We start from the raw sequence: 20,764 nt of genomic DNA, 5'->3' as shown, positions 1-20,764 counted from the left end.
CCTCATTGCATTCGGGATGACGGTTAAGTTTCGTCATCCTGAACGCAGTGAAGGATCTCCAAGTGCAAGCACAGTTCCACGTTCAGGAGATCCCTCATTGCATTCGGGATGACGGTTAAGTTTCGTCATCCTGAACGCAGTGAAGGATCTCCAAATGCAAGCACAGCACCACATTCAGGAGAGCCCTCATTGCATTCGGGATGACGGTTAAGTTTCGTCATCCTGAACGCAGTGAAGGATCTCCAAGTGCAAGCACAGTTCCACATCCAGGAGAGCCCTCATTACATTCGGGATGACGGTTAAATTTCGTCATCCTGAACGCAGTGAAGGATCTCCAAATGCAAGCACAGTTCCACATTCAGGAGATCCCTCATTGCATTCGGGATGACGGTTAAGTTTCGTCATCCTGAACGCAGTGAAGGATCTTCAAATGCAAGCACAGTTCCACATTCAGGAGATCCCTCATTGCATTCGGGATGACGGTTAAGTTTCGTCATCCTGAACGCAGTGAAGGATCTCCAAGTGCAAGCACAGCACCACATTCTGGAGAGCCCTCATTGCATTTGAGATGAAGGTTAAGTTTCGTCATCCTGAACGCAGTGAAGGATCTCCAAGTGCAAGCACAGTTCCACATTAAGGAGAGCCCTCATTGCATTCGGGATGACGGTTAAGTTCCGTCATCCTGAACGCAGTGAAGGATCTCCAAGTGCAAGCACAGTTCCACATTAAGGAGAGCCCTCATTGCATTCGGGATGACGGTTAACTTTCGTCATCCTGAACGCAGTGAAGGATCTCCAAGTGCAAGCACAGTTCCAGATTCAGGAGATCCCTCATTACATTCGGGATGACGGTTAAGTTTCGTCATCCTGAACGCAGTGAAGGATCTCTAAGTGAAAGCACAGTTCCACGTTCAGGAGATCCCTCATTGCATTCGGAATGACGTTTCCCGGGCATATTGAGCAGTTACATATACTCTAGTAAATATCTACAAATACTCTCTTTGAAGAATTTCTGCAATTTGCACTGCATTGGTTGCAGCGCCTTTACGAATATTATCCGCTACCACCCATAAATTTAATCCGCAGGGGTGAGAAATATCCTCACGTATCCGGCCAACAAATACGTCATCATGACCTACAGCATTTTTTATTACTGTTGGATAACTGGCTTTAGCCATATTATCTACCACTTTAACTCCTGGCGCTTTAGACAGAAGAGTACGTGCCTGAACTGCAGTCATAGGCTTTTTTAATTCCACATGAATTGCTTCAGAATGACCGTACAGCACTGGAACCCTGACTGCGGTAGGATTTACCATGATACTCTCATCTTCCAATATCTTTCGAGTTTCCCAGACCATTTTCATTTCTTCACGGGTATAACCATTATCCTCAAACTGATCGATATGAGGAAGAGCATTAAATGCAATCTGCTCTGGATAAACCGTACTTTTTGCTGGTCGGCCATTTAAAAGATCACCGACCTGCGCAACCAGTTCTGAAATGGCTTTTTTTCCAGTTCCCGATACGGATTGGTACGTTGCTACATTAATTCTGGCGATCCCTGCTGCATCATATAGGGGCTTCAAGGCAACAACCATCTGAATAGTAGAACAATTTGGGTTAGCAATAATGCCTCTTTTAGTATATTCAGCGATACGATGTGCATTCACTTCTGGAACTACCAGCGGAACATCCTCTTCATAACGAAAACAGGAGGTATTATCAACAACGACACAACCTGCTGCCACTGCTTTGGGAGCATATTCTTTGGAAACGGAACCTCCTGCAGAAAAAAGGGCAATATCTGCTTTACTAAAATCAAACTCGGCTAAATCGAGAACATCCAATTGTTGATTTTTAAAGGATACCGTTTTGCCTACTGAGCGAGAACTGGCCAAAGGATAAAGTGTCTTTATTGGAAATTTTCTCTCTTCCAATACGGTTAAAAAAGTTTCTCCTACTGCACCTGTGGCACCTACTATGGCAATATTTAATTGTCTGCTCATTATTTTAGCCTCTTTATTTCATGTAACTGTTTCGAATGAATATCCTGTCGCAACAACACGCAACCTGGGCGGCCAGTTATTAAGTACACTGAGCCTTATATCGTAAAAAATGATCCATCAATACTAAAGCCATCATTGCTTCAGCTATAGGCACCGCACGAATACCCACACAAGGATCATGCCTGCCTTTTGTTACAACGTTTACTTCCTCTCCCAATAAATTAACCGTTTTGCCAGGAATGGTAATACTGGAGGTAGGTTTTAAAGCCATACTAACTTCCAAAAGCTGACCAGTAGAAATTCCACCCAGAATGCCGCCAGCATGGTTACTCAAAAAACCTTGTTGTGACATTTCATCTCGATGAGCACTGCCCAGCTGTTCTACAGCAGCAAAACCGGCACCTATTTCCACGCCTTTCACCGCATTTATTGACATCATGGCATAAGCCAAAGTTGCATCCAACTTATCAAAAACAGGATCTCCCAAGCCAACTGGAACGCCTCTGGCTATCACATTTACTCGCGCGCCAACAGAATCTCCCTGCCGTCTCAGCCGCGTTATATAATCCGACAATTGTTGAATCTGCGTATTATTAGGACAGAAAAAAGGATTATTATTGATTTCTGCTTCATTTTCAAAAGTTAAAACCAGATCACCCATTTGTTGCAGATAGCCGACGATTTCCAAATTTAAAGTCCGGCGTAAATACAACCGAGCAATAGCACCAGCGGCTACCCGAGCGGCAGTTTCCCGGGCAGAGGAACGACCTCCACCACGATAATCACGATGACCGTACTTATGTTGATAGGTATAATCTGCATGACCCGGACGAAATAAGTTTTTTATTTCATCGTAATCACTGGAACGTTGATCCGTATTTTGAATCAACAGAGCGATTGGAACACCTGTCGTTATGCCCTCAAACACACCTGAGAGAATTTGTATCTTATCGTCTTCCCTTCGTTGAGTAGTGTATTTGGATTGCCCAGGTTTGCGTTTATCCAAAAAGGGTTGGATATCATCCTCATTTAGCGGCATACCCGGGGGACAACCATCGACAACACAACCGATAGCAGGTCCATGACTCTCACCAAAAGTTGTCACTGAAAATAATGTTCCAAAAGTATTACCTGACATGCGGCACTCGCTTAGTTAAAAAACTCATCCAACTGTTGTTTTGTCAGTAGAAATATTCCCTGACCACCGATGCTTATTTCAAGCCAGGTAAAAGGAACAGTAGGATATGCTTCACACAATAGCTCTTCACTATTCCCCACTTCTACAACTAATATCCCATGATCACTTAAATAATCATGGGCGTTTTTGAGAATTTTTTCAACAATAGCCAACCCATTATTACTTGTTTCCAAAGCTAATACTGGTTCATGTCGGTATTCATCAGGTAAGGTCTGCATTTCCTCCTTACCTACATATGGCGGATTACTTACTATCAAATCGTATTTAATTTCAGGAACCCTTGAAAAACAATCTGACTCAATCAAAGTCAATTGATCTTCCACTTCAAAACGCTCGCAATTTATAGTGGCCACTGCAAGAGCTTCACGGGAAATATCCACTGCATCGACCTGAGCATCAGGAAAGGCATAACAACAGGCGATGGCAATACAACCGCTTCCTGTACATAAGTCCAATATGTGATGAACTTGATCTGCCTCTATCCATGGAGAAAATTGATCATTGATTAACTCCGCTATAGGTGAGCGGGGAATAAGTACACGTTCATCAACATAAAAAGGCATATCGCAAAAATAGGCTTCCTTAATCAGATAAGGTACTGGAACTCGTTGATTAATACGCTTTTCAAGCTGCTGGCACAAGTGTTTTTTTTCACTGGTCGTTAATCGTGCATTAAGCAATAGAGGATCACAATCATAAGGTAAGGACAAACTCCTTAAAATTAATGAGCGCATATCATCCCAGGCATTGTCAGTACCATGGCCATAATACAAATTCGCGTCAATGGCGCAAGACAAACTAAAACGTAAAAAATCAAGAATACTAACCAACTCTTGTGTTTCTTTTATGATGTAACTGCTCATAAGTACTTCAGCCCTTAACATTCTATTGCGATAGAAAAAGAACAAATTGTACTCTATGTTAGAATATATGTCATAACCTAAGTTATACTTTGAATATAATTAATAATTTACAGCAAAAAAATGGCTGATGATTTCATGTCCGATGAGGACAAGGCCCTGTTTCGTGAACACATGCGATCCGTTAAGCCATTAAATGAAAAAACAAAAAGGGTGAACAATCCTGCAGCTACTCCCCCAGCTCGTCTGAATAAAAAACAGACGACTACGCCCCCCCAGAATACACCTTATTTTTTATCTGATTTTATCAGTGAAACTGTTCATTCTCATTCAGTATTATCCTATGCTCATCCCAGCATCACAGGATCACGTGTACGCGAATTAAAAAATGGATTAATTCCCTGGGAAGCCCGACTGGATTTACATGGCTTAAAAACTGAAGCAGCCCGCGAAGCACTCTGTCATTTCATTCATGCACAAACACAGCAAAACAAACGTTGTCTATTGATTATCCATGGCAAGGGAGGACACCTTGGAGCTCCTCCTGTGATTAAAAACTTGATCAACCGATGGTTGCCACAGTTTAACGAAGTATTGGCATTTCATAGTGCATTAGCTAAAGATGGTGGTCATGGAGCCGTTTACGTTTTATTAAAAAAAAATAAACATGAAGAATAGTGACAGAAAAGACTACATGACTTGCGTTCAGTAACTAATCTGAGGATAATTCGCCAATTATAAAAATATTTCGAGTACTCTATGGAACATTTAGGACAATTTATTGCAAATCACTGGCAACTTTGGTTAGCCCTTATTGCTGTACTGTTTTTAATATTGATCAATGAATTTATATCTCAAAAAAAGAAAGCAAAAGAACTCACTCCGCAATCTGCAGTGGATCTGATCAACAATGAAAATGCGGCGGTATTTGATCTGCGCGACAAAGAGTCGTTTAAAAATGGCCATATCATCGATTCAATTAATTGTACTGCTGAAGATTTTGAACAACAAAAAATGAATAAATATAAAAATAAAAAAATTATTCTGGTTTGCGCCCGTGGCTTGCAATCTCCTACTGTGGCTGCCAAAATCAGTGCCCAGGGATACCAACCCATGGTACTCGGTGGCGGTATTCTTTCATGGCAAAACGCTGATCTTCCCTTAATTAAAGGCAAGGGCTAGTTCCATGACCGAAGTGATCATGTACAGTACTGGTTATTGCCCCTATTGTACTAAAGCCAAAGCATTATTAAATCAAAAAAATGTGAGCTTCACAGAGATTCGAGTAGATACGCATCCGGAATTACGTGAAGAAATGGTAACAAAAAGCGGCAGACGTACGGTGCCGCAAATTTTCATTAATGGCCAAGCTATTGGTGGCTGCGATGATTTATATGCCCTGGAAGCCCAGGGAACATTGAACCAACTATTAAAAGGATAGGAATATCATGACTGAACAACCCACAAATCCACAACAAAATGATGAAGCTCAATTCATGATTCAAAGAATCTATGTTAAAGATTTATCCTATGAAACGCCCAATACACCTGCTGTATTCCAACAACAATGGGAACCCGAACTTACTTTAGATCTCAATACCGCCAACACCAAACTGGAAAATGGTGTTTATGAAGTGGTTTTAACCGTTACAGCAACTGTCGTCAACCAGAAAGCGACTGCATTTCTTGTTGAAGTCAAGCAAGCAGGTATCTTCACCATTCAAGGCGCGGTTGATAACCAGTTGGATCATTTGTTAAACAGCTTCTGCCCAAGCATTTTGTTCCCTTATGCCAGAGAAGCCATTACTTCTCAGGTTATTCGTGGCAGTTTCCCTCAACTCGTTTTAGCACCTATTAACTTTGATGCGTTATACATGCAACAACTTGCAGAAAAACAAAAAGAAGCTGGTGCTCTAGAAGAAACGTCGCATTAATTAATGAATAAAAAAACCATTGCCATGCTAGGTGCCGGATCGTGGGGCACCGCAGTAGCAATTCATTTAGCCAAAACTGGACATCGCGTTCTGCTGTGGGGACATAACCCACAGCATGTTGCTCTTATGGAATCACAACGTGCTAATCCTGAGTATCTTCCTGGTATAAAATTTCCCAATCAGCTTATTCCGTCGGTCGATTTACATCAATCCATTAAAGAGGCGGACTATGTGATTATCGCCGTTCCGTCGCATGCTTTTGCAGAGCTTTTAACAAAAATTGATCCCGCGCCGCAAGGCTTAGCCTGGATAACTAAAGGTGTTGACCCCTTAAGCCATCATTTATTAAGTGAACTAGTCACGAACCGATTTGGTCCTGATTATCCTGTTGCCGTAGTTTCTGGACCCTCTTTTGCCAAAGAAGTGGCTAATTTTTTACCAACCGCACTTACTTTGGCATGTAACAATCCAGACTATCAAAAAAATATTCACAAATTATTCCATCACGATAATATTCGTGTATATTTAAGTGACGATCTAATCGGTGTGCAATTATGTGGCGCCGTTAAGAATATTTTAGCTATTGCATGTGGTATCAGTGATGGCTTAGGGTATGGCTCCAACGCTAAAGCCGCGTTAATTACCCGGGGTTTAGCTGAAATGAGTCGTTTAGGTCTTAGTCTGGGAGCAAAACAGGATACATTTATAGGTTTGGCCGGTGTAGGGGATCTGGTGTTAACCTGTACTGACGATCAATCCAGAAATAGACGATTTGGATTACTGTTAGGAAAAAATGTCTCTATAGAAGAAGCTGAACAACAAATTGGACAGGTAGTTGAAGGCAAGAATAATGCAGCACAAGTGTGCGCAATTGCCAAAAACCATCAAATAGAAATGCCTATTTGTGAACAAATAAACGCCCTGTTACAAAATAAAATAAATGCAAAACAAGCTGTAGTTAATTTAATGAGCCGTCCAGCTAAGGAAGAATAATTGATCGACACGATCAATTGGAACATGATTCAGAGGTGTTGTATATGAAGAATCTAATTACTGAAAATTACATTATATGGCTCAATAAATACCAAAAAGCTCACGCAAAAAATCTTAAAGGTGAATTAATACCCGCCTTAATTAGCGATGTAAACAGTGCAGCGACACTTGATCAATTAATCTTATTATTTTCCGATTTCCCCAAACCAGTCCCTGATGAATCGGGACACTTCTATGGACCTGTAGCGCTCCATGAACAAATTACACGTTGGACAATAGATCTTGAATCAATTAAATCAGCGCTATCAGTGTCAAAAGATCGATTGAATAAAATGTTAACCAATTTTGAAGTGCATACTCCCCGGAGAATTGATCTTGAAATCAGTGCTGAAATGGATGATTTCGATCGAACGAATGAAGTAGTGGATTTTGATACAACAAAAGCCGGTACCTCTTTACAAAAAAGCACTTCATTAATCAGGTTTCTTTTAGATGTAATCAATGCGCCTAAAGCCTTGTTAAATATTCGAATACTTAGCTTATTAAAAAGAATTAATCATCCGGAATTTCCCACAATAGTAACTTTCCTGACTAATTTAGATGAAGCACCTTATCCGAAAAATCCAAGAGAAGGTGAATTTGCAGCAATACCAGCACGAAGTATTGATCACGAATGTTGTCTTCATCTGCTCAATAATCTTGCGGCATTAAACAAAAGCTCAGATCCACATTGGGATCTGGGAAATGGTTTGCTCCAACTATCATTACATATCGATAGGGATTTGCACTTCATCGATATGGATTTGCAATTCGAGGAAATCAGTCTGGATGAAGATATTCCCCCAAAACCAAATCAAGATTGGTGCACACTCATTTAGTATTGAGTCTCCGGACTACACCTTCGCATAGTAACTCTCAATAAATCCGGGAAACATCAATCCTTATAGCAATATAATACCTCAACTGAGAAAGGTACTGTGCCTGCATCAGGAGATCCTTCACTGCGTTCAGGATGAGGAAACACCCGAGGACTTTGAGAAGTTACCTCGCGTCCACCAGTTCAATATCCTCAAGTTTTAACTGCTCACCTAAAAAGATTTCTCCTACTTTCTGAAATCTGTTCACTGAGTCCGTCACTAAATAATGCACTTTAGATGCACTCATAAGATCATCATTAAGCAAATTCTGAGTGTTCAATAAATTGTGCAGTGAAAGAGCTGTTGCCTGAGCGGAATCAACTACAGTTACATTATCAGGCAGCAAGCTGGAGAGTAAGGGCTTAAACACAGGAAAATGAGTGCACCCCAATAAAACAGCATCTTCATCAGTGACTTTATCCAGATAATGTTTTAAGGCTTCCCGGGCTACAGAATTATCAACCATGCCTTCTTCGGCCAACGCCACCAATACACTGCATGCTCGAGTATTGATTACTGCTTGAGGCAATTTTTTTATGATAAGCTCTTGATACGCTTTAGACGCGATGGTCGTTTCAGTAGCCAGAACGACAATACGTTCGTTCCTGGTGGCTGCCACTGCCGCTGCCGCACCTGGAGCAACCACCCCAAGAACCGGTATATCCGTCAACATACTTTGCAAGTGAGGTAATGCTGCTGTAGTTGCAGTGTTGCATGCAACGACTAAAGCCTTTATTCGCCGCTCGACTAATAGTTTTGCCATTTGCATGGCGTATTGCTTTACCGTATCAGGGCTTTTGGTGCCATAAGGTAAACGAGCAGTATCACCTAAATAAACGAATGACTCTTGCGGTAAACTGGCTCGTAACGCTTTTAAAACGGTCAATCCCCCCATACCCGAATCAAATACACCAATAGCCAATTGTTTAGAGTTCAATTCAATACTCCTTTTTTCTTATTCTGTACTGCACATTATGAATTTTTCAGGCCAGTATCTTGCTTCTCTTCCGGGCCCTCCACTTTTCTTGCGATTTCAGCATCTTTTCTAAATATAGTCAGTCCGTCTTTGAGTGATTTAGCCGCATCGATGGCCTGTGAGTCGACTTTTGGACGCTCTTTCATGCTGTTTACTTTATCCGCGCTCATATCTTTTACTGCATTGGCAGTCTGTTCTACAGTATCCTTTCCCATTACTTGTTTAAATTGCTGATATAACGACTCTTTATGAAAACCGGTGCCAATACCCAGAAAAGAACCTTTTTCCTGTGCAGGATCAAACTTGTTTGTGCCAAATCGATCCAGCTTTATTGTATCAGCTGTAATCTTCATATGAGGATTTTTTTCTCCAAGCACGATCAAGGCAGTCCATAAATAACGCATTTGCTCTTCATCATCACCATACAATCTTAACGGTTTTTCTTTGGTTGGTGGCGAATCTAGGTTCGCAATAGCATCAGCGGCAAGTGCCAGGGAAAATTCCATCTTGGCCTTGATTAACCGTTCATCTTCTGGTGAACCCTTGGCAGGAACTGGAATTGTTTGTTTTGGGAATTGCTCTATTTCAAATTTTCCACCAACAGCTTTGGTTACCTGATCTCCTTTTTGAGTCATTTCTCCAGGAGGGGATAAATCGACTGTATATCGACCGACTATTTCATAACTTTTGCTTACCTTATCTGCTTTATAACTGGTTTGAACATAGTCAACAACAGCAATTTTTCCTTCAGGGATGGAATCCTCCAATATGAGTTTTTGTACCTCGCCAGGATGTCCGGTTGTATCAAGCCCATTATTATTTTTTGGTGGTGCTTCAGAGGTATAAGTTAAGCCCTCAACTTGTTCACGCGTCTCTATCCTGCGAGTAATTCCCTTGGCATGGTACATATAGCTTTTTTTATTATCAGCGGCATCATTAATTGCCTGCAGTATGCCGTCTTTCCCGGATAATTTTTGTTGGATTTTTTCATAAAATTGTAAATTGGATTTAATAGCTGCCATTTCTTCATTTAACTTTTGGTCCAATTGATCTACTTTCGCTATCAAATCAGCTGGCAAACCTTTATTAAACTGAACTTTCAGTTTAAAAAATCCCTCAATTGTTTTTTGGTCACGCCTTAATTGATCCAAAATAAGATCGCAATCATCAGAAAGAGCCTGATATTTGTCTTTCATTTTTTCGGCGCTGAATTGTGCTGTACCTCTAAAAGATGGATTATATAAATGAGAAGGCTCGACACCCTCGATGAATTTATAGTGAGCCCTGGACTTCGTTGATACATTACGACGCCCGTTAATTGATTCTATAACGCTGTTCACATCGCTTAAAGCCCGCGTCACAACCGCCGGAGAAGGATCCGTTAAATTATTTTTTAATACGGCATTTTTTAATTCATAAAACGTACTGCTGGATAATTGAGAATACAACTGCGCTTTAAGGCCTAAATTTCCACGAGGAATAACACCTTCTATAAATTCATTATACGTTTTGGACTCATTAAATTTAGTCACAATTGTTGTGGGATCAATCGGACCGTTTTTATTAAGCGTTAAAAATATACCTAATAGCTGCTTTTCCAATAATCTATTATTTTTATCAGTAGGAGGAATTAAAGCATGTGCATTGAGTAATGCTTGATTGTGTCTATTTTGTACTATTATATCTTCCCTTGCTGAAGGTGGATTTTTGAAAGCAGCGCCATCCTTAGTCAAACCAAAAGCTTTATAAAAAACTCCATCATTAACTGGACCACATTGAGCTTTAATTTTATCAACAATACCCTTATAAAGGACTCGGTCTTCAAAGTCCCGACCACCATTCTTGGTAGCATCCTTATCCAGATCATTATTAATTGCATCAATCTGTGCGGAGCTCAAGGTAATCGAAGGTTGAAAACCAGATAAAATTCTAGCCACCACTGAATTATGTATTTGCTGAAAGCCCGCAATTTTTTTATTTTCTTCTACAACCTCAGCTAAACCAACTGCATCCGCCCCCAAATGAGCAGCTAATTGCTTGACATCTTTTGCATTCAACACATGATAATTTTGAACGGGATCATTAAGCATTGCTCGTTGTTTCTCTACAGATAACTCACTAAATGCCTTGAATAGTTGTGGATGAGGTGCTGCCCCCAATTGGGAAATTATGTCTATATAATTATGAAATATCTGAGATCGAACCCATTGTTTCATATCTTTTAAATCAGTATCTTTAACCCAATCCGCAGGAGTTATACCCGCAGCAACAAGTGCTTTCTGGAATTCAGCTAAACCTACAGCCTTATCCAGAGCCTTCAATAATTTCTCATCCTTTATAGATATAGACGTAATATGGCTCTGCAACATTGCTTTCTTAAGAACACCGAGATTACCCTTTACTGCCAAAGCGATATAGGCATCATTTGCGAACAGGTTTTTTAATACTGCCGTCAGCTCTTCTTCAGTATTAGTTTTAAGTGCTGGCAATAAATCTTCTTCTGAATTGGCTAAGGCTACCTGCAAAAATCGTGTTCCAAGAATGCTTTTAGCCCAATCCATATCATCTAAAGTTAGATTATTCCTTATTCGTGGAGGTATGCTTTCGAAAAAGTCATCATTTTCTGCTTGCAAATTATCTTCTTGCCTCAAAATCGCATCTGATGAAAGCCCTGCAACGTACTCCTCAAAATCGTTTTTTCCAGCTGCCTGCTTTAACATTGTGAGACGACCTCTAAGCGCATCTTTTACATGATCACTTAAAGGAAAATTCAAAAAGCCTTTGGCAGCGACTGAGTCCGGATAGCCCATTACTATAGCAGCACTATCAACTGATACTTTATCATTTGCAGTTAATAATTGTACTATTTGCGCACGATTCTCTGATTGGTTGATGAAGCGTAATAATAAAACATCACGAGCTTGATTTCGTATCTCGTTAATGGCATTTGCTGTTAAAATATCATCTGATTTATTACTGTCTGCTGGTGCTGGGGCTGGTGGAGCAAGTACTGGTTCTTCATTTTTTTTCCAGCCATGTGCTTTATTTAAATTACCTAATTTACTTATGGAAGCCAGATAAGCCCGGCATTCGTCTTCATTGTTTGAAAGAATTTGAATCAAAACATCATCTTCAACATCGTTTAAACCCAATGTTACTCGCTGTTGAGCTGCTAATTGGCGAATCGTTTTAATATCCGGAGCCCCATCCAGACTTAGTAAATTATCACTGTCTTCGTAGATTTTAACACCTTCTGCTTCTTTTAAATCAGGAAATTGCTCCCAAAATCCTTTATTATGAATAATCGCGTTCCGAAATGCGGTCAGATTGGCAGGATCGGCTTCTAACAAGTGTTCTAAAGCCCTGCGGCGAACATCCGGTTCTATGTCTACAGCATTATTAATAATTGCATTTCTGATCGCCACATTCTTAGCCATAAATAAACTCCGCAGACTTATATGTCTTTATTTTAAGCCTAATTTATTAATTTAACCTTAATTTGGTTATCTTTTTCTCATCGAGCTTGAATAGATCCAAACTTAAGCTAACTTTATTAATAGAAGTATAGCAAGTTTAAGGGCAATTAAATGAGAATAAAAATAATACTGGCTGGATTGATTCTGGTTAATGTTGCTCATGCTCAAGGATGTATTCAAGGGGGACAGCCGTCACAACCACGATACGTCTGTTTTGATGGTAGAACTTTGGAGCCAACTGAAACAGGATTTGTCTGGAATGCGAAACGGGGCTGTTTTATCAGTTCCTTCCCTTGTTGCGCGTACAACGCGACTCATTATGCCTTTTATCCAAATCCTGCTCAGATAGGAGCAGCTTATGCTCGATGCCGTCATGATTATCCGTTCCAACTGGGACAAATGCAGACCCATTAGATCAATAAAAAGCGAAAATTTTTCTGTATTTCATTTAAATCAAATTGATTTAAATAAAGAGAAAAACTCATCCAGGCGCTTAAGGCGGCCAAATCCTGAAAAGGAGGCGGCAAATAAACTGGGTTCGTTAGTATGCCTCGTTCTTTCAATTCGCCTAATAAGGGTAAATCATCGAGAATTAATTTACCGGTAAACAGTAAAGGAATGGAATCCACTCTCTTTTGACTAATCGCAAATCGAATGTAGTTATAAATTAGAACAAATCCTTTCGCATAGGATAAATCTTTAGTAAATGGCCCGCCAGTTGGAGTACTACCTCTAAAAACGCGCACCGTCTGGTTATAACTGTCTTCTTCAGACAAACCACAATCAATAAAATAACGATAGATGTCCAGAAAATCGGCACCTTTAGTCACCTTATCTAAAGCAATCACCCTATTGGTAATCTTTAACATGCGTCCGGGATAAGAGGAAAAAGTAACTACTTCAGTGATTACAGCCAAACCTTCCTGAATCACGCTACTGGAAGGAGAACCTTTAGACAGGAAAAAACAATTTGGTTGCATTGCTCCATTCAAGGTTGTACCGACATGAACCCATCCTTCATGCACTTCCATATAACGCAAGTCGCGGTCACTAAACATTGCCTGTTGACTTAATTTGATGCTGTCAGCCCCAGCTGAAGCATCGGCAACCATATCATCACTTACCATAACCGTTACTTTTCCTGGATGTTTGGAAAAGAAATGCCCTAATCGCGCCTGCAGTATTTCCTGAGCCTGCTGTGGCGTATGACGTTTCAAATCCGCTTCGGATTGTAATTGAACGTTTAGGTTGGTTAACACATCAAACAGTAAAGTTCCCATTTGGGACATGCGCGGACCACCGGCATAAAACACATCATCAGGACTACCATACAGCTCCATGGCCAACTCACTGAATGAAGGAGTTCCCCGAACTGCCAACATTTGTGTGGCTCGGCTGTATTCTTCACACTGACGCCTGATTAATCGAGTTAAAGTCGAATATTGACCTAATTGATTTTGAGCATCACGCAGAATCAGCCGAAACTCTTCCTGTTTATCTCGAACTTCAAAAGGTAAGGGTTTATTATCATAGTAGGCTTTATCAACATTCGGTAATTTATTCCCCTTCGCTTTAAAAAACTCCTTTTTAACCGAGTCATCCCATTTAATACTATCAAGAATCCTGATTTTGCGTTGCGCTTCCACAATGCGCTTGGACAACTCCTGTACAATGAGCAACTCCCCTGATTCTGATGGTGTCATAATGAACCCTTATGAAGTAATAGTGTCATCCCCTGGCGGCGCAATACTGACGTGCGCATCCTGGTTTTGTGGGGGCAAATCATAAAAATTACTGATATTAGCATTGGTCAATGGAGGCGGCACTACAATTTTGACTCCATTACGACTTTGTAAATAAACATTCTCACCATTACTGGAATAACGAGAATTACAGGCTGACAACGCCAGTGTAGCAAGAACGATAAAACTCAATTTTTTCACAACTATCCCCAATTAAATCAACTCCAGACTTTTTAGTATTTTTTCTAATGCCTGATGATGTGTTTCTGATAATTCAGTAAGAGGCAGTCTAATTTCACTGCCCATTAAGCCCATTTTATTCAAAGCCCATTTCACCGGAATCGGATTTGCTTCAACAAACATCAACTCATGTAAAGGCATTAATTGTTCCTGTAGACGAAGACATGCTGCATGATCTCCATCCATAGCCATATCACACATTTTTGCCATCAATTTAGCCGCAACATTAGCAGTTACCGAGATCACTCCCTTGGCTCCAGCCAACATCCATTGCGCCGCAGTTAAATCATCACCGCTGTAGACATCGATTCGGCCTTCAGAAAGACGAAGAATTTGTTGTAACCGAGTCATCTGGCCTGTAGCTTCCTTAATTCCGACGATATTGGATATTTTGGCCAGTCTCGCAACGGTTTCAGGTAATAAATCACATGCGGTTCTACCTGGAACATTATATAAAATAATAGGCATTGCTACTGCCTCAGCGATCTTGCTGTAATGCAAGTACAGGCCTTCCTGGGTAGGTTTTATGTAGGCCGGGGTCATAATTAATGCGGCGTGAGCTCCAAACTCCATAGCCTGTTGCGTCAACGCGATACACTCTCTGGTTGCGTTCATTGCTGTTCCGGCAATTACAGGCACTCTTTCTTTAGCCTGATCTATAACCGTTTTAATGACTAATAATTTTTCTTCATGAGATAAAGTACCTGCCTCACCAGTAGTACCGGCAGCAACAAGTCCGTGAGTCCCCATTTCTATGTGAAATTCAACCAACTCTCGCAGATGATGGACATCTACTGCGTCATTCTGCATGGGTGTAACCAAGGCTACTATACTTCCTCTAAACATGCTGCCCTCTATTTTTATTATTAGTTACCCTTTATATTACTGGAAAAACGGGGTCAGAGTAAATTTATATATAAGTTATGGAAAAAAACCAATGCCTCGGTCTTAACATTATCTGTTTTACTACATAAAGATCCCTTCCTGATAGAACCCATGTACACATTGAGTAGGAAGATCCAAATCGTCTACTCAGTCACTTATTTGAATAATTTTTTTACATATTTTATTATTTATGTACTATTATTTCATATGAAGGACAATTACACGAGGAAGTCAACTATGAAAAAGATAATTGGTACTTTAATTCTAGTAGGCGCATCAAGTTTCATGCTTGTCGGTTGCACCAATGAACAGGTTGGTACGGCTGGAGGTGCAGCTTTAGGTGCTGGATTAGGATATGCAGTATCTGGTGGTTCAGGCTTGGGAACAGCGATAGGTGCAGGAGCTGGTGCACTGGTCGGTAATGCTGTCGGTAGAGAACAGGATAGACGTGAATATTATTATTACGGCCGTCCCTATTATTACTACTAATCTTGATACTACACTGTATCATTCCTGCTAAAGATTTAATTTGCCTTGATACCCTGATTCTTTCTTAATTGAGAGTGTCAGGGTAAGGTGTTATGAAATATTCTTGTCAAATCATACAGCAATATAAAAATTACATTGCTATACTTTTTAAATAACTTAATAAATTACAGGGATAGTAACCATGAGACTTAAAAATAAGGTCGCCGTAATTACTGGGGCTGCGAGTGGAATAGGCAAGGAAATTGCCATGGTTTATGCAAAGGAAGGTGCAAAAATTGCGATTGCTGATCTCAACCTGGATCAGGCAACTCAAGCTGCGGATGAAATAAAATCGCTTGGTGGTCAAGCCATGGCAGTTGCCATGAATGTTACCGATGAACATCAAGTAAACCAGGGAATTGATGCCGTTGCTGAACATTTTGGTGGCATTGATGTTTTGGTAAGTAATGCCGGTATTCAAATCATTGGAGCAATCGATAAATTAGCCTTTGCTGACTGGAAAAAACTGCTTGCCATCCATCTTGATGGAGCATTTTTAACTACCCGAGCTACTTTAAAGCATATGTATGCGTCTGGCAAAGGAGGAAGCGTCATCTATATGGGCTCAGTTCATTCCAAGGAAGCCTCGGTACTCAAAGCCCCTTATGTTACTGCAAAGCATGGTTTACTGGGTTTGTGTAAAGTCGTCGCAAAAGAAGGAGCGGCTCATAATGTAAGAGCGAATGTCATATGTCCTGGTTTCGTTCGCACGCCACTGGTAGACAAACAGATTCCAGAACAAGCTAAAGCTCTGGGCATCAGTGAAGAGGATGTTATAAAAAAAGTAATGCTAAAAGACACGGTTGATTGTGAATTTACTACTACCGATGATGTTGCCCAGACCGCATTATTTTTCGCCTCATTTGAATCGAATGCATTAACCGGTCAATCCCTGGTTGTCAGCCATGGATGGTTTATGGAGTAAACCATGGTTCAACCCAAGAAGAATAATAAATTCAAGATACCATTCAAAAACATAGCCTGTACATTTCAGGGCGGAGGGGCATTAGGAGCTTATCAGGCTGGTGTTCTTCGCGCATTAGATGAAGCAGGATATTTCCCTGACTGGTATGTAGGTACATCAATAGGAGCAATTAATGCCGGAATAGCTGCAGGTAATCCTGAAAACATACGCGTTGAAAAACTGTATCAATTTTGGGAGTCCATTGCGACGCACGGCAATATTGGCGAAACAGTATTACCTAATGATCCGGACAGTCGAAAAATCCATCATTTACTGGCAGCTCATTCATCCATTCTTTTTGGACAACCAGGTTTTTTTACACCTCGATTTCCACCACCACAATGGGGATGGCATAATAGCCCTGATAAAATCAGTTATTATGACACCGCTCCTTTGCGCAGCACTCTGGAAAAATATATTGATTTCGATCGAATAAACAATAAAAAAGTAACGAGATTGTGTATTGGAGCAGTAGAAATCTGCTCGGGAAAAATGGTCTATTTTGACTCGTTCAACCAAAAAATTGGCCCTGAGCATATTATGGCCAGCGGCGCGCTGCCTCCCGGGTTTCCTGCAGTTGAAGTCGAAGGAAAATTTTATTGGGATGGCGGTATTTCCAATAACACCCCTACTAGTTATGTACTATCCAATCAATATCGTAAAAATGTATTGTGTTTTATGGTGCATTTATTCGATTCCTATGGCTTACATCCAACAACACTCGATGAAGTATTAAAACGCAGAAAGGATATCGAATTTTCAAGTCGTTTTACTAAAACCATCCAGCTGTATCAGCAGATTCAAACCTTGAAAAACACCATTCATGTGTTGTCCCATTTCGTACCCAAAGAGAAAAAATCAGATCCTGAAATTAAGCTCTGTATTTCCAGAGGACATCAGACCACAATATCTGTGGTTCGCTTCTTATACACGCATGATGAAACTGAATTATCGTCAAAAGATTATGAATTTTCGATTAAATCAATCCATGAGCGTTTAGCTAATGGATACCAGGATGGAGTAAATGCGATAAAAAAATCGCCCTGGCTAAAACCGGTACCTGTTACTGAAGGCATTGCCTTATATGATATGTCCGATATGAAAACCTTTAAGGAGAATCACAATGAATGAAGCAGAGGTGATAAAAAAAGCATTTACAATGCCCATTACCTGTCCATCATATCCTAGAGGTCCTTATCGCTTTACTAATAGAGAATATTTCATTATTTCATACGAAACGGATATGGATTTGCTGCGTGAAGTAGTTCCTGCACCATTAGAAGTTACCGAGCCTGTCGTCAAATTTGAGTTCATAAGAATGCCGGACTCTACCGGTTTTGGTGATTATACCGAATCGGGTCAAGTCATACCTGTGCGGTATAAAGGTAAGCCAGGAGGGTATACGCATGCCATGTATCTGGACGACCAACCTCCAATAGCAGGTGGTCGTGAAATTTGGGGCTTTCCCAAAAAACTGGCTCAACCCCAATTGCAAGTCGTTAATGAAACCCTGCTGGGCACTCTGGAGTATGGTCCGTGTCGGATTGCGACGGCAACAATGGGTTATAAATACGAATCCCTGGATGTAAAAAAAATCCAGGAATCAATGTCCACAGCAAATTATTTATTAAAAATCATTCCTCATGTAGATGGCACTACCAGAATTTGTGAATTGGTTGAATACCATCTGATTGATATTAATGTCAAAGGGGCTTGGCAAGGACCTGCGCAAATTGAATTGGCACACCATGCTCTGGCACCGGTAGCTAGCCTTCCTGTGCGACGTATTATAAACGCGGTTCATATTTTATCGGATTTGACTTTACCCTATGGAACAGTTGTTCATGATTATTTAGCCAAATAATCCTTAAAAGAGCAGTTCAATTGCCGCGAAAGATTTTAGTGTACTGAAGTTTAACGAGTTTTTGACGATTTTTGCTGAAACGGTATTACTCATACAGTGAAGTAAAAACACATCAAAACTCTTTAAAATTCAATGTAATAACGGCTTCCAGTAGATTGAACTGCTTTTTCTAGGATAATATAGAACGAAACGCTTCAGGATGATGAAAGATGCTAATTATTATAGGTTATATTGTAATCTTGCTTTGTGTGTTTGGTGGATTCTCCCTTGCTGGAGGTCATCTTGCCGCAGTATTTCAACCACTCGAACTGCTGATCATAGGCGGAGCAGCTATTGGCTCATTCATAGTCGGTAATAGTGGTACAGTGATTAAAGCAGTTCTTAAAGCACTACCGGGCATTTTCAGAGGGCAAAAATCGGCAAGGTTAGTTTTTATAGATTTGCTTGCCTTACTCTACAATCTCTTAAATAAAGCAAGACAACAAGGTCTTATGTCTCTTGAAACCGATATTGATGACCCTGAGAACAGCCCACTTTTCAGTAGTTACCCTGCAATAATGAGCAATCATCATGTTATCGAATTTATTTGCGATTATTTAAGATTGATTATCACGTCCAACATGCAACCATTTCAACTTGAAGCCTTAATGGATATGGAAATTGATTCTCACCATGAAGAAGAAATGATTCCGGCAAATTCCATTACCAAACTTGCAGACGCAATGCCCGCCTTTGGTATTGTAGCAGCCGTTCTTGGAGTAGTTCATACTATGGAATCCATCAGTTTACCGCCATCGGAACTGGGTGTTTTGATTGCGCATGCCCTGGTAGGTACTTTTTTGGGGATTTTATTGGGTTATGGATTTGTAGGCCCCATCGCCACCGCTATGGAACAACGTGCAAATCAAACACAGCTGATGCTTCAATGCATTAAAGTAACCATTCTGGCCAGTTTACATAATAACCCTCCAATTATTGCTGTGGAATTTGGTCGCAAAGTCTTATTCTCATCACAACGACCATCATTTAATCAATTAAATGATGAAATTAAAAATGCGAAGCCTGCTGCGGCTGCCGCCGTTGCTACAGAAAATACTGAACCAACCCCAAGTTAGAGCCTGACCATGACTGAAATAAATGATATTAGTGATTCAACAAGTGACGATCTTGGCGAAAAAAAAGAGAAGAAAGATAAAAAAGAAAAACATGCCATTCCACCTGTTATCCGCAAAATAAACAAACAAAAACACCAACATCATGGGGGATCCTGGAAAATCGCCTATGCTGATTTTGTCACTGCAATGATGGCGTTCTTCTTGCTGATGTGGTTAGTTTCATCTTTGAATAAAGCACAAAAGGCGGGTATTTCAGAGTATTTTAAACAGCCGATGAAAGTAGCTATTTTTGGTGGTGAAAGCATAGGTAACCGACAAATTAATATCAAGGGTGGCGGCCCCAATGTAGAAGACAGCGATGGACAGGTTTCCGCCAGTAATAAACCGCTCAATAACCAGAAAATAGCTCAAAATAAAGAGGTTATTGAATCAAATAAAGCAGAATTGAAAAAGCTTGAAGAACTAAAATCACAGATCAATTTAAGCATAGAAAATGACCCTGCTCTTGCGGGATTAAAGAAGCAGCTGTTAATGGATGTCGTTTCTGATGGCTTGAGGATCCAACTTATCGATAATCAAAAAAAGCCCATGTTTGATGTAGGATCTGATAAAATTAATCCCGAAATTGAACCCATTCTTGCCAATATAGTCAAATTACTCAATTCAGTGCCCAATAAAATCACCATTCAGGGTCATACTGACGCAAGTCCTTACAATAACCCCGATGAACTGGAATACACTAACTGGGAACTATCCGCTCAAAGAGCAAATGCGGCACGGCGAGCACTTATTAAAGCAGGGATGAATGAAGATAAAGTGATGACCGTTTCCGGATTCTCCTCCACCGTACTTTTAGATAAGTCCAATCCGTTAAATCCTGAAAATCGACGCATCAGCATTATAGTAATGAAAAAAGGAGCAGAAGATAAAATTAAAACAAATAAATAGGCTGTGTTAACAATTCGAATAGCTCTTAAACATTGCTTGCTTTGTTTAAACGACTTGGATATGATTTATGATGCAATTGTTGAAATATTAACTCCATAGTGTTAATATTGATCAAT

Annotated in this window: 21 protein-coding genes; 13 read left to right on the top strand and 8 right to left on the bottom strand. The window is 40.3% G+C overall.

Annotated elements, in window-relative coordinates; translation table 11 throughout:
* Window positions 1–985: 985 nt before the first annotated feature.
* The 3 genes from Lqua_RS12810 to prmB form a co-directional block, all read right to left on the bottom strand.
* Complete coding sequence (locus Lqua_RS12810; RefSeq protein WP_058474672.1) at window positions 986–2,008, bottom strand: aspartate-semialdehyde dehydrogenase; 1,023 nt, start codon at window positions 2,006–2,008, stop codon at window positions 986–988.
* Between the two features lie 79 nt (window positions 2,009–2,087).
* Entirely contained in the window at window positions 2,088–3,146 is a 1,059-nt protein-coding gene (aroC, locus tag Lqua_RS12805; protein WP_058474671.1) for a chorismate synthase, read from the bottom strand.
* An 11-nt stretch (window positions 3,147–3,157) separates the two neighbouring features.
* On the bottom strand, window positions 3,158–4,069 hold the full coding sequence (gene prmB, locus Lqua_RS12800) for a 50S ribosomal protein L3 N(5)-glutamine methyltransferase (RefSeq protein WP_058474743.1): 912 nt from the start codon (window positions 4,067–4,069) through the stop codon (window positions 3,158–3,160).
* Between the two features lie 120 nt (window positions 4,070–4,189).
* On the opposite strand from prmB, the gene Lqua_RS12795 reads away from it, so the two are divergent.
* The 6 genes from Lqua_RS12795 to Lqua_RS12770 all read left to right on the top strand — a co-directional run bounded on the left by Lqua_RS12795 (window position 4,190) and on the right by Lqua_RS12770 (window position 7,871).
* The gene (locus Lqua_RS12795; RefSeq protein ID WP_058474670.1) at window positions 4,190–4,744 is read left to right on the top strand and encodes a Smr/MutS family protein; all 555 of its coding nucleotides are present in this window, start codon (window positions 4,190–4,192) and stop codon (window positions 4,742–4,744) included.
* Window positions 4,745–4,825: 81 nt separating this feature from the next.
* A complete protein-coding gene (locus Lqua_RS12790) occupies window positions 4,826–5,248 on the top strand; it encodes a rhodanese-like domain-containing protein (protein ID WP_058474669.1) in 423 nt (140 codons plus the stop codon).
* Between the two features lie 4 nt (window positions 5,249–5,252).
* Window positions 5,253–5,507 carry a glutaredoxin 3 gene (gene grxC / locus Lqua_RS12785; protein ID WP_058474668.1) on the top strand — a complete coding sequence of 85 codons (255 nt, stop codon included), beginning with the start codon at window positions 5,253–5,255 and terminating at the stop codon, window positions 5,505–5,507.
* Window positions 5,508–5,514: 7 nt separating this feature from the next.
* Window positions 5,515–6,000, top strand: coding sequence for a protein-export chaperone SecB (secB, locus tag Lqua_RS12780; RefSeq protein WP_058474667.1), 486 nt, complete (start codon window positions 5,515–5,517; stop codon window positions 5,998–6,000).
* 3 nt (window positions 6,001–6,003) lie between these two features.
* A complete protein-coding gene (locus Lqua_RS12775; RefSeq protein WP_058474666.1) occupies window positions 6,004–6,993 on the top strand; it encodes an NAD(P)H-dependent glycerol-3-phosphate dehydrogenase in 990 nt (329 codons plus the stop codon).
* 44 nt (window positions 6,994–7,037) lie between these two features.
* On the top strand, window positions 7,038–7,871 hold the full coding sequence (locus Lqua_RS12770; RefSeq protein WP_058474665.1) for a hypothetical protein: 834 nt from the start codon (window positions 7,038–7,040) through the stop codon (window positions 7,869–7,871).
* Window positions 7,872–8,034: 163 nt separating this feature from the next.
* Here the strand turns inward: Lqua_RS12770 and murI are convergent, their stop codons facing one another.
* Together murI and Lqua_RS12760 are read right to left on the bottom strand one after the other, a co-directional pair.
* The gene (gene murI / locus Lqua_RS12765) at window positions 8,035–8,847 is read right to left on the bottom strand and encodes a glutamate racemase (protein WP_058474664.1); all 813 of its coding nucleotides are present in this window, start codon (window positions 8,845–8,847) and stop codon (window positions 8,035–8,037) included.
* Window positions 8,848–8,882: 35 nt separating this feature from the next.
* Window positions 8,883–12,323, bottom strand: coding sequence for a hypothetical protein (locus Lqua_RS12760; RefSeq protein WP_058474663.1), 3,441 nt, complete (start codon window positions 12,321–12,323; stop codon window positions 8,883–8,885).
* A 150-nt stretch (window positions 12,324–12,473) separates the two neighbouring features.
* On the opposite strand from Lqua_RS12760, the gene Lqua_RS12755 reads away from it, so the two are divergent.
* Window positions 12,474–12,776, top strand: coding sequence for a hypothetical protein (locus tag Lqua_RS12755; RefSeq protein ID WP_058474662.1), 303 nt, complete (start codon window positions 12,474–12,476; stop codon window positions 12,774–12,776).
* Here Lqua_RS12755 and Lqua_RS12750 read toward each other — a convergent pair.
* The 3 genes from Lqua_RS12750 to dapA are packed head-to-tail and all read right to left on the bottom strand — an operon-like array spanning window position 12,773 to window position 15,190.
* Window positions 12,773–14,065 (bottom strand): flavohemoglobin expression-modulating QEGLA motif protein, encoded by a 1,293-nt coding sequence (locus Lqua_RS12750; RefSeq protein WP_058474661.1) that lies wholly within the window; start codon window positions 14,063–14,065, stop codon window positions 12,773–12,775. The two genes, Lqua_RS12755 and Lqua_RS12750, sit on opposite strands and share 4 nt — an antisense overlap.
* Window positions 14,066–14,074: 9 nt before the next feature.
* On the bottom strand, window positions 14,075–14,305 hold the full coding sequence (locus Lqua_RS12745) for a hypothetical protein (RefSeq protein WP_058474742.1): 231 nt from the start codon (window positions 14,303–14,305) through the stop codon (window positions 14,075–14,077).
* Between the two features lie 12 nt (window positions 14,306–14,317).
* Window positions 14,318–15,190: a 4-hydroxy-tetrahydrodipicolinate synthase gene (gene dapA / locus Lqua_RS12740; protein ID WP_058474660.1), complete on the bottom strand. Its 873-nt coding sequence runs from the start codon at window positions 15,188–15,190 to the stop codon at window positions 14,318–14,320.
* Between the two features lie 276 nt (window positions 15,191–15,466).
* Between dapA and Lqua_RS12735 the strand changes: the two genes are divergently transcribed.
* The 6 genes from Lqua_RS12735 (at window position 15,467) to motB (ending at window position 20,648) form a co-directional block, all read left to right on the top strand.
* On the top strand, window positions 15,467–15,718 hold the full coding sequence (locus tag Lqua_RS12735; protein ID WP_058474659.1) for a glycine zipper domain-containing protein: 252 nt from the start codon (window positions 15,467–15,469) through the stop codon (window positions 15,716–15,718).
* Window positions 15,719–15,899: 181 nt separating this feature from the next.
* Window positions 15,900–16,682: a 3-hydroxybutyrate dehydrogenase gene (locus tag Lqua_RS12730; protein WP_058474658.1), complete on the top strand. Its 783-nt coding sequence runs from the start codon at window positions 15,900–15,902 to the stop codon at window positions 16,680–16,682.
* A gap of 3 nt (window positions 16,683–16,685) precedes the next feature.
* On the top strand, window positions 16,686–17,852 hold the full coding sequence (locus Lqua_RS12725) for a patatin-like phospholipase family protein (protein ID WP_058474657.1): 1,167 nt from the start codon (window positions 16,686–16,688) through the stop codon (window positions 17,850–17,852).
* Window positions 17,845–18,585 carry an acetoacetate decarboxylase gene (locus Lqua_RS12720; RefSeq protein ID WP_058474656.1) on the top strand — a complete coding sequence of 247 codons (741 nt, stop codon included), beginning with the start codon at window positions 17,845–17,847 and terminating at the stop codon, window positions 18,583–18,585. Before Lqua_RS12725 ends, Lqua_RS12720 begins: the two co-directional genes overlap by 8 nt.
* 209 nt (window positions 18,586–18,794) lie before the next feature.
* The gene (motA, locus tag Lqua_RS12715) at window positions 18,795–19,700 is read left to right on the top strand and encodes a flagellar motor stator protein MotA (protein ID WP_058474655.1); all 906 of its coding nucleotides are present in this window, start codon (window positions 18,795–18,797) and stop codon (window positions 19,698–19,700) included.
* A 9-nt stretch (window positions 19,701–19,709) separates the two neighbouring features.
* Window positions 19,710–20,648, top strand: coding sequence for a flagellar motor protein MotB (gene motB / locus Lqua_RS12710; RefSeq protein ID WP_065240177.1), 939 nt, complete (start codon window positions 19,710–19,712; stop codon window positions 20,646–20,648).
* Window positions 20,649–20,764: the final 116 nt, after the last annotated feature.

This window comes from Legionella quateirensis, assembly GCF_001467955.1.
GTDB lineage: Bacteria > Pseudomonadota > Gammaproteobacteria > Legionellales > Legionellaceae > Legionella > Legionella quateirensis.
The sequence above is the reverse complement of the archived record's forward strand: the minus strand, read 5'-3'. Positions and strand labels throughout refer to the sequence as shown.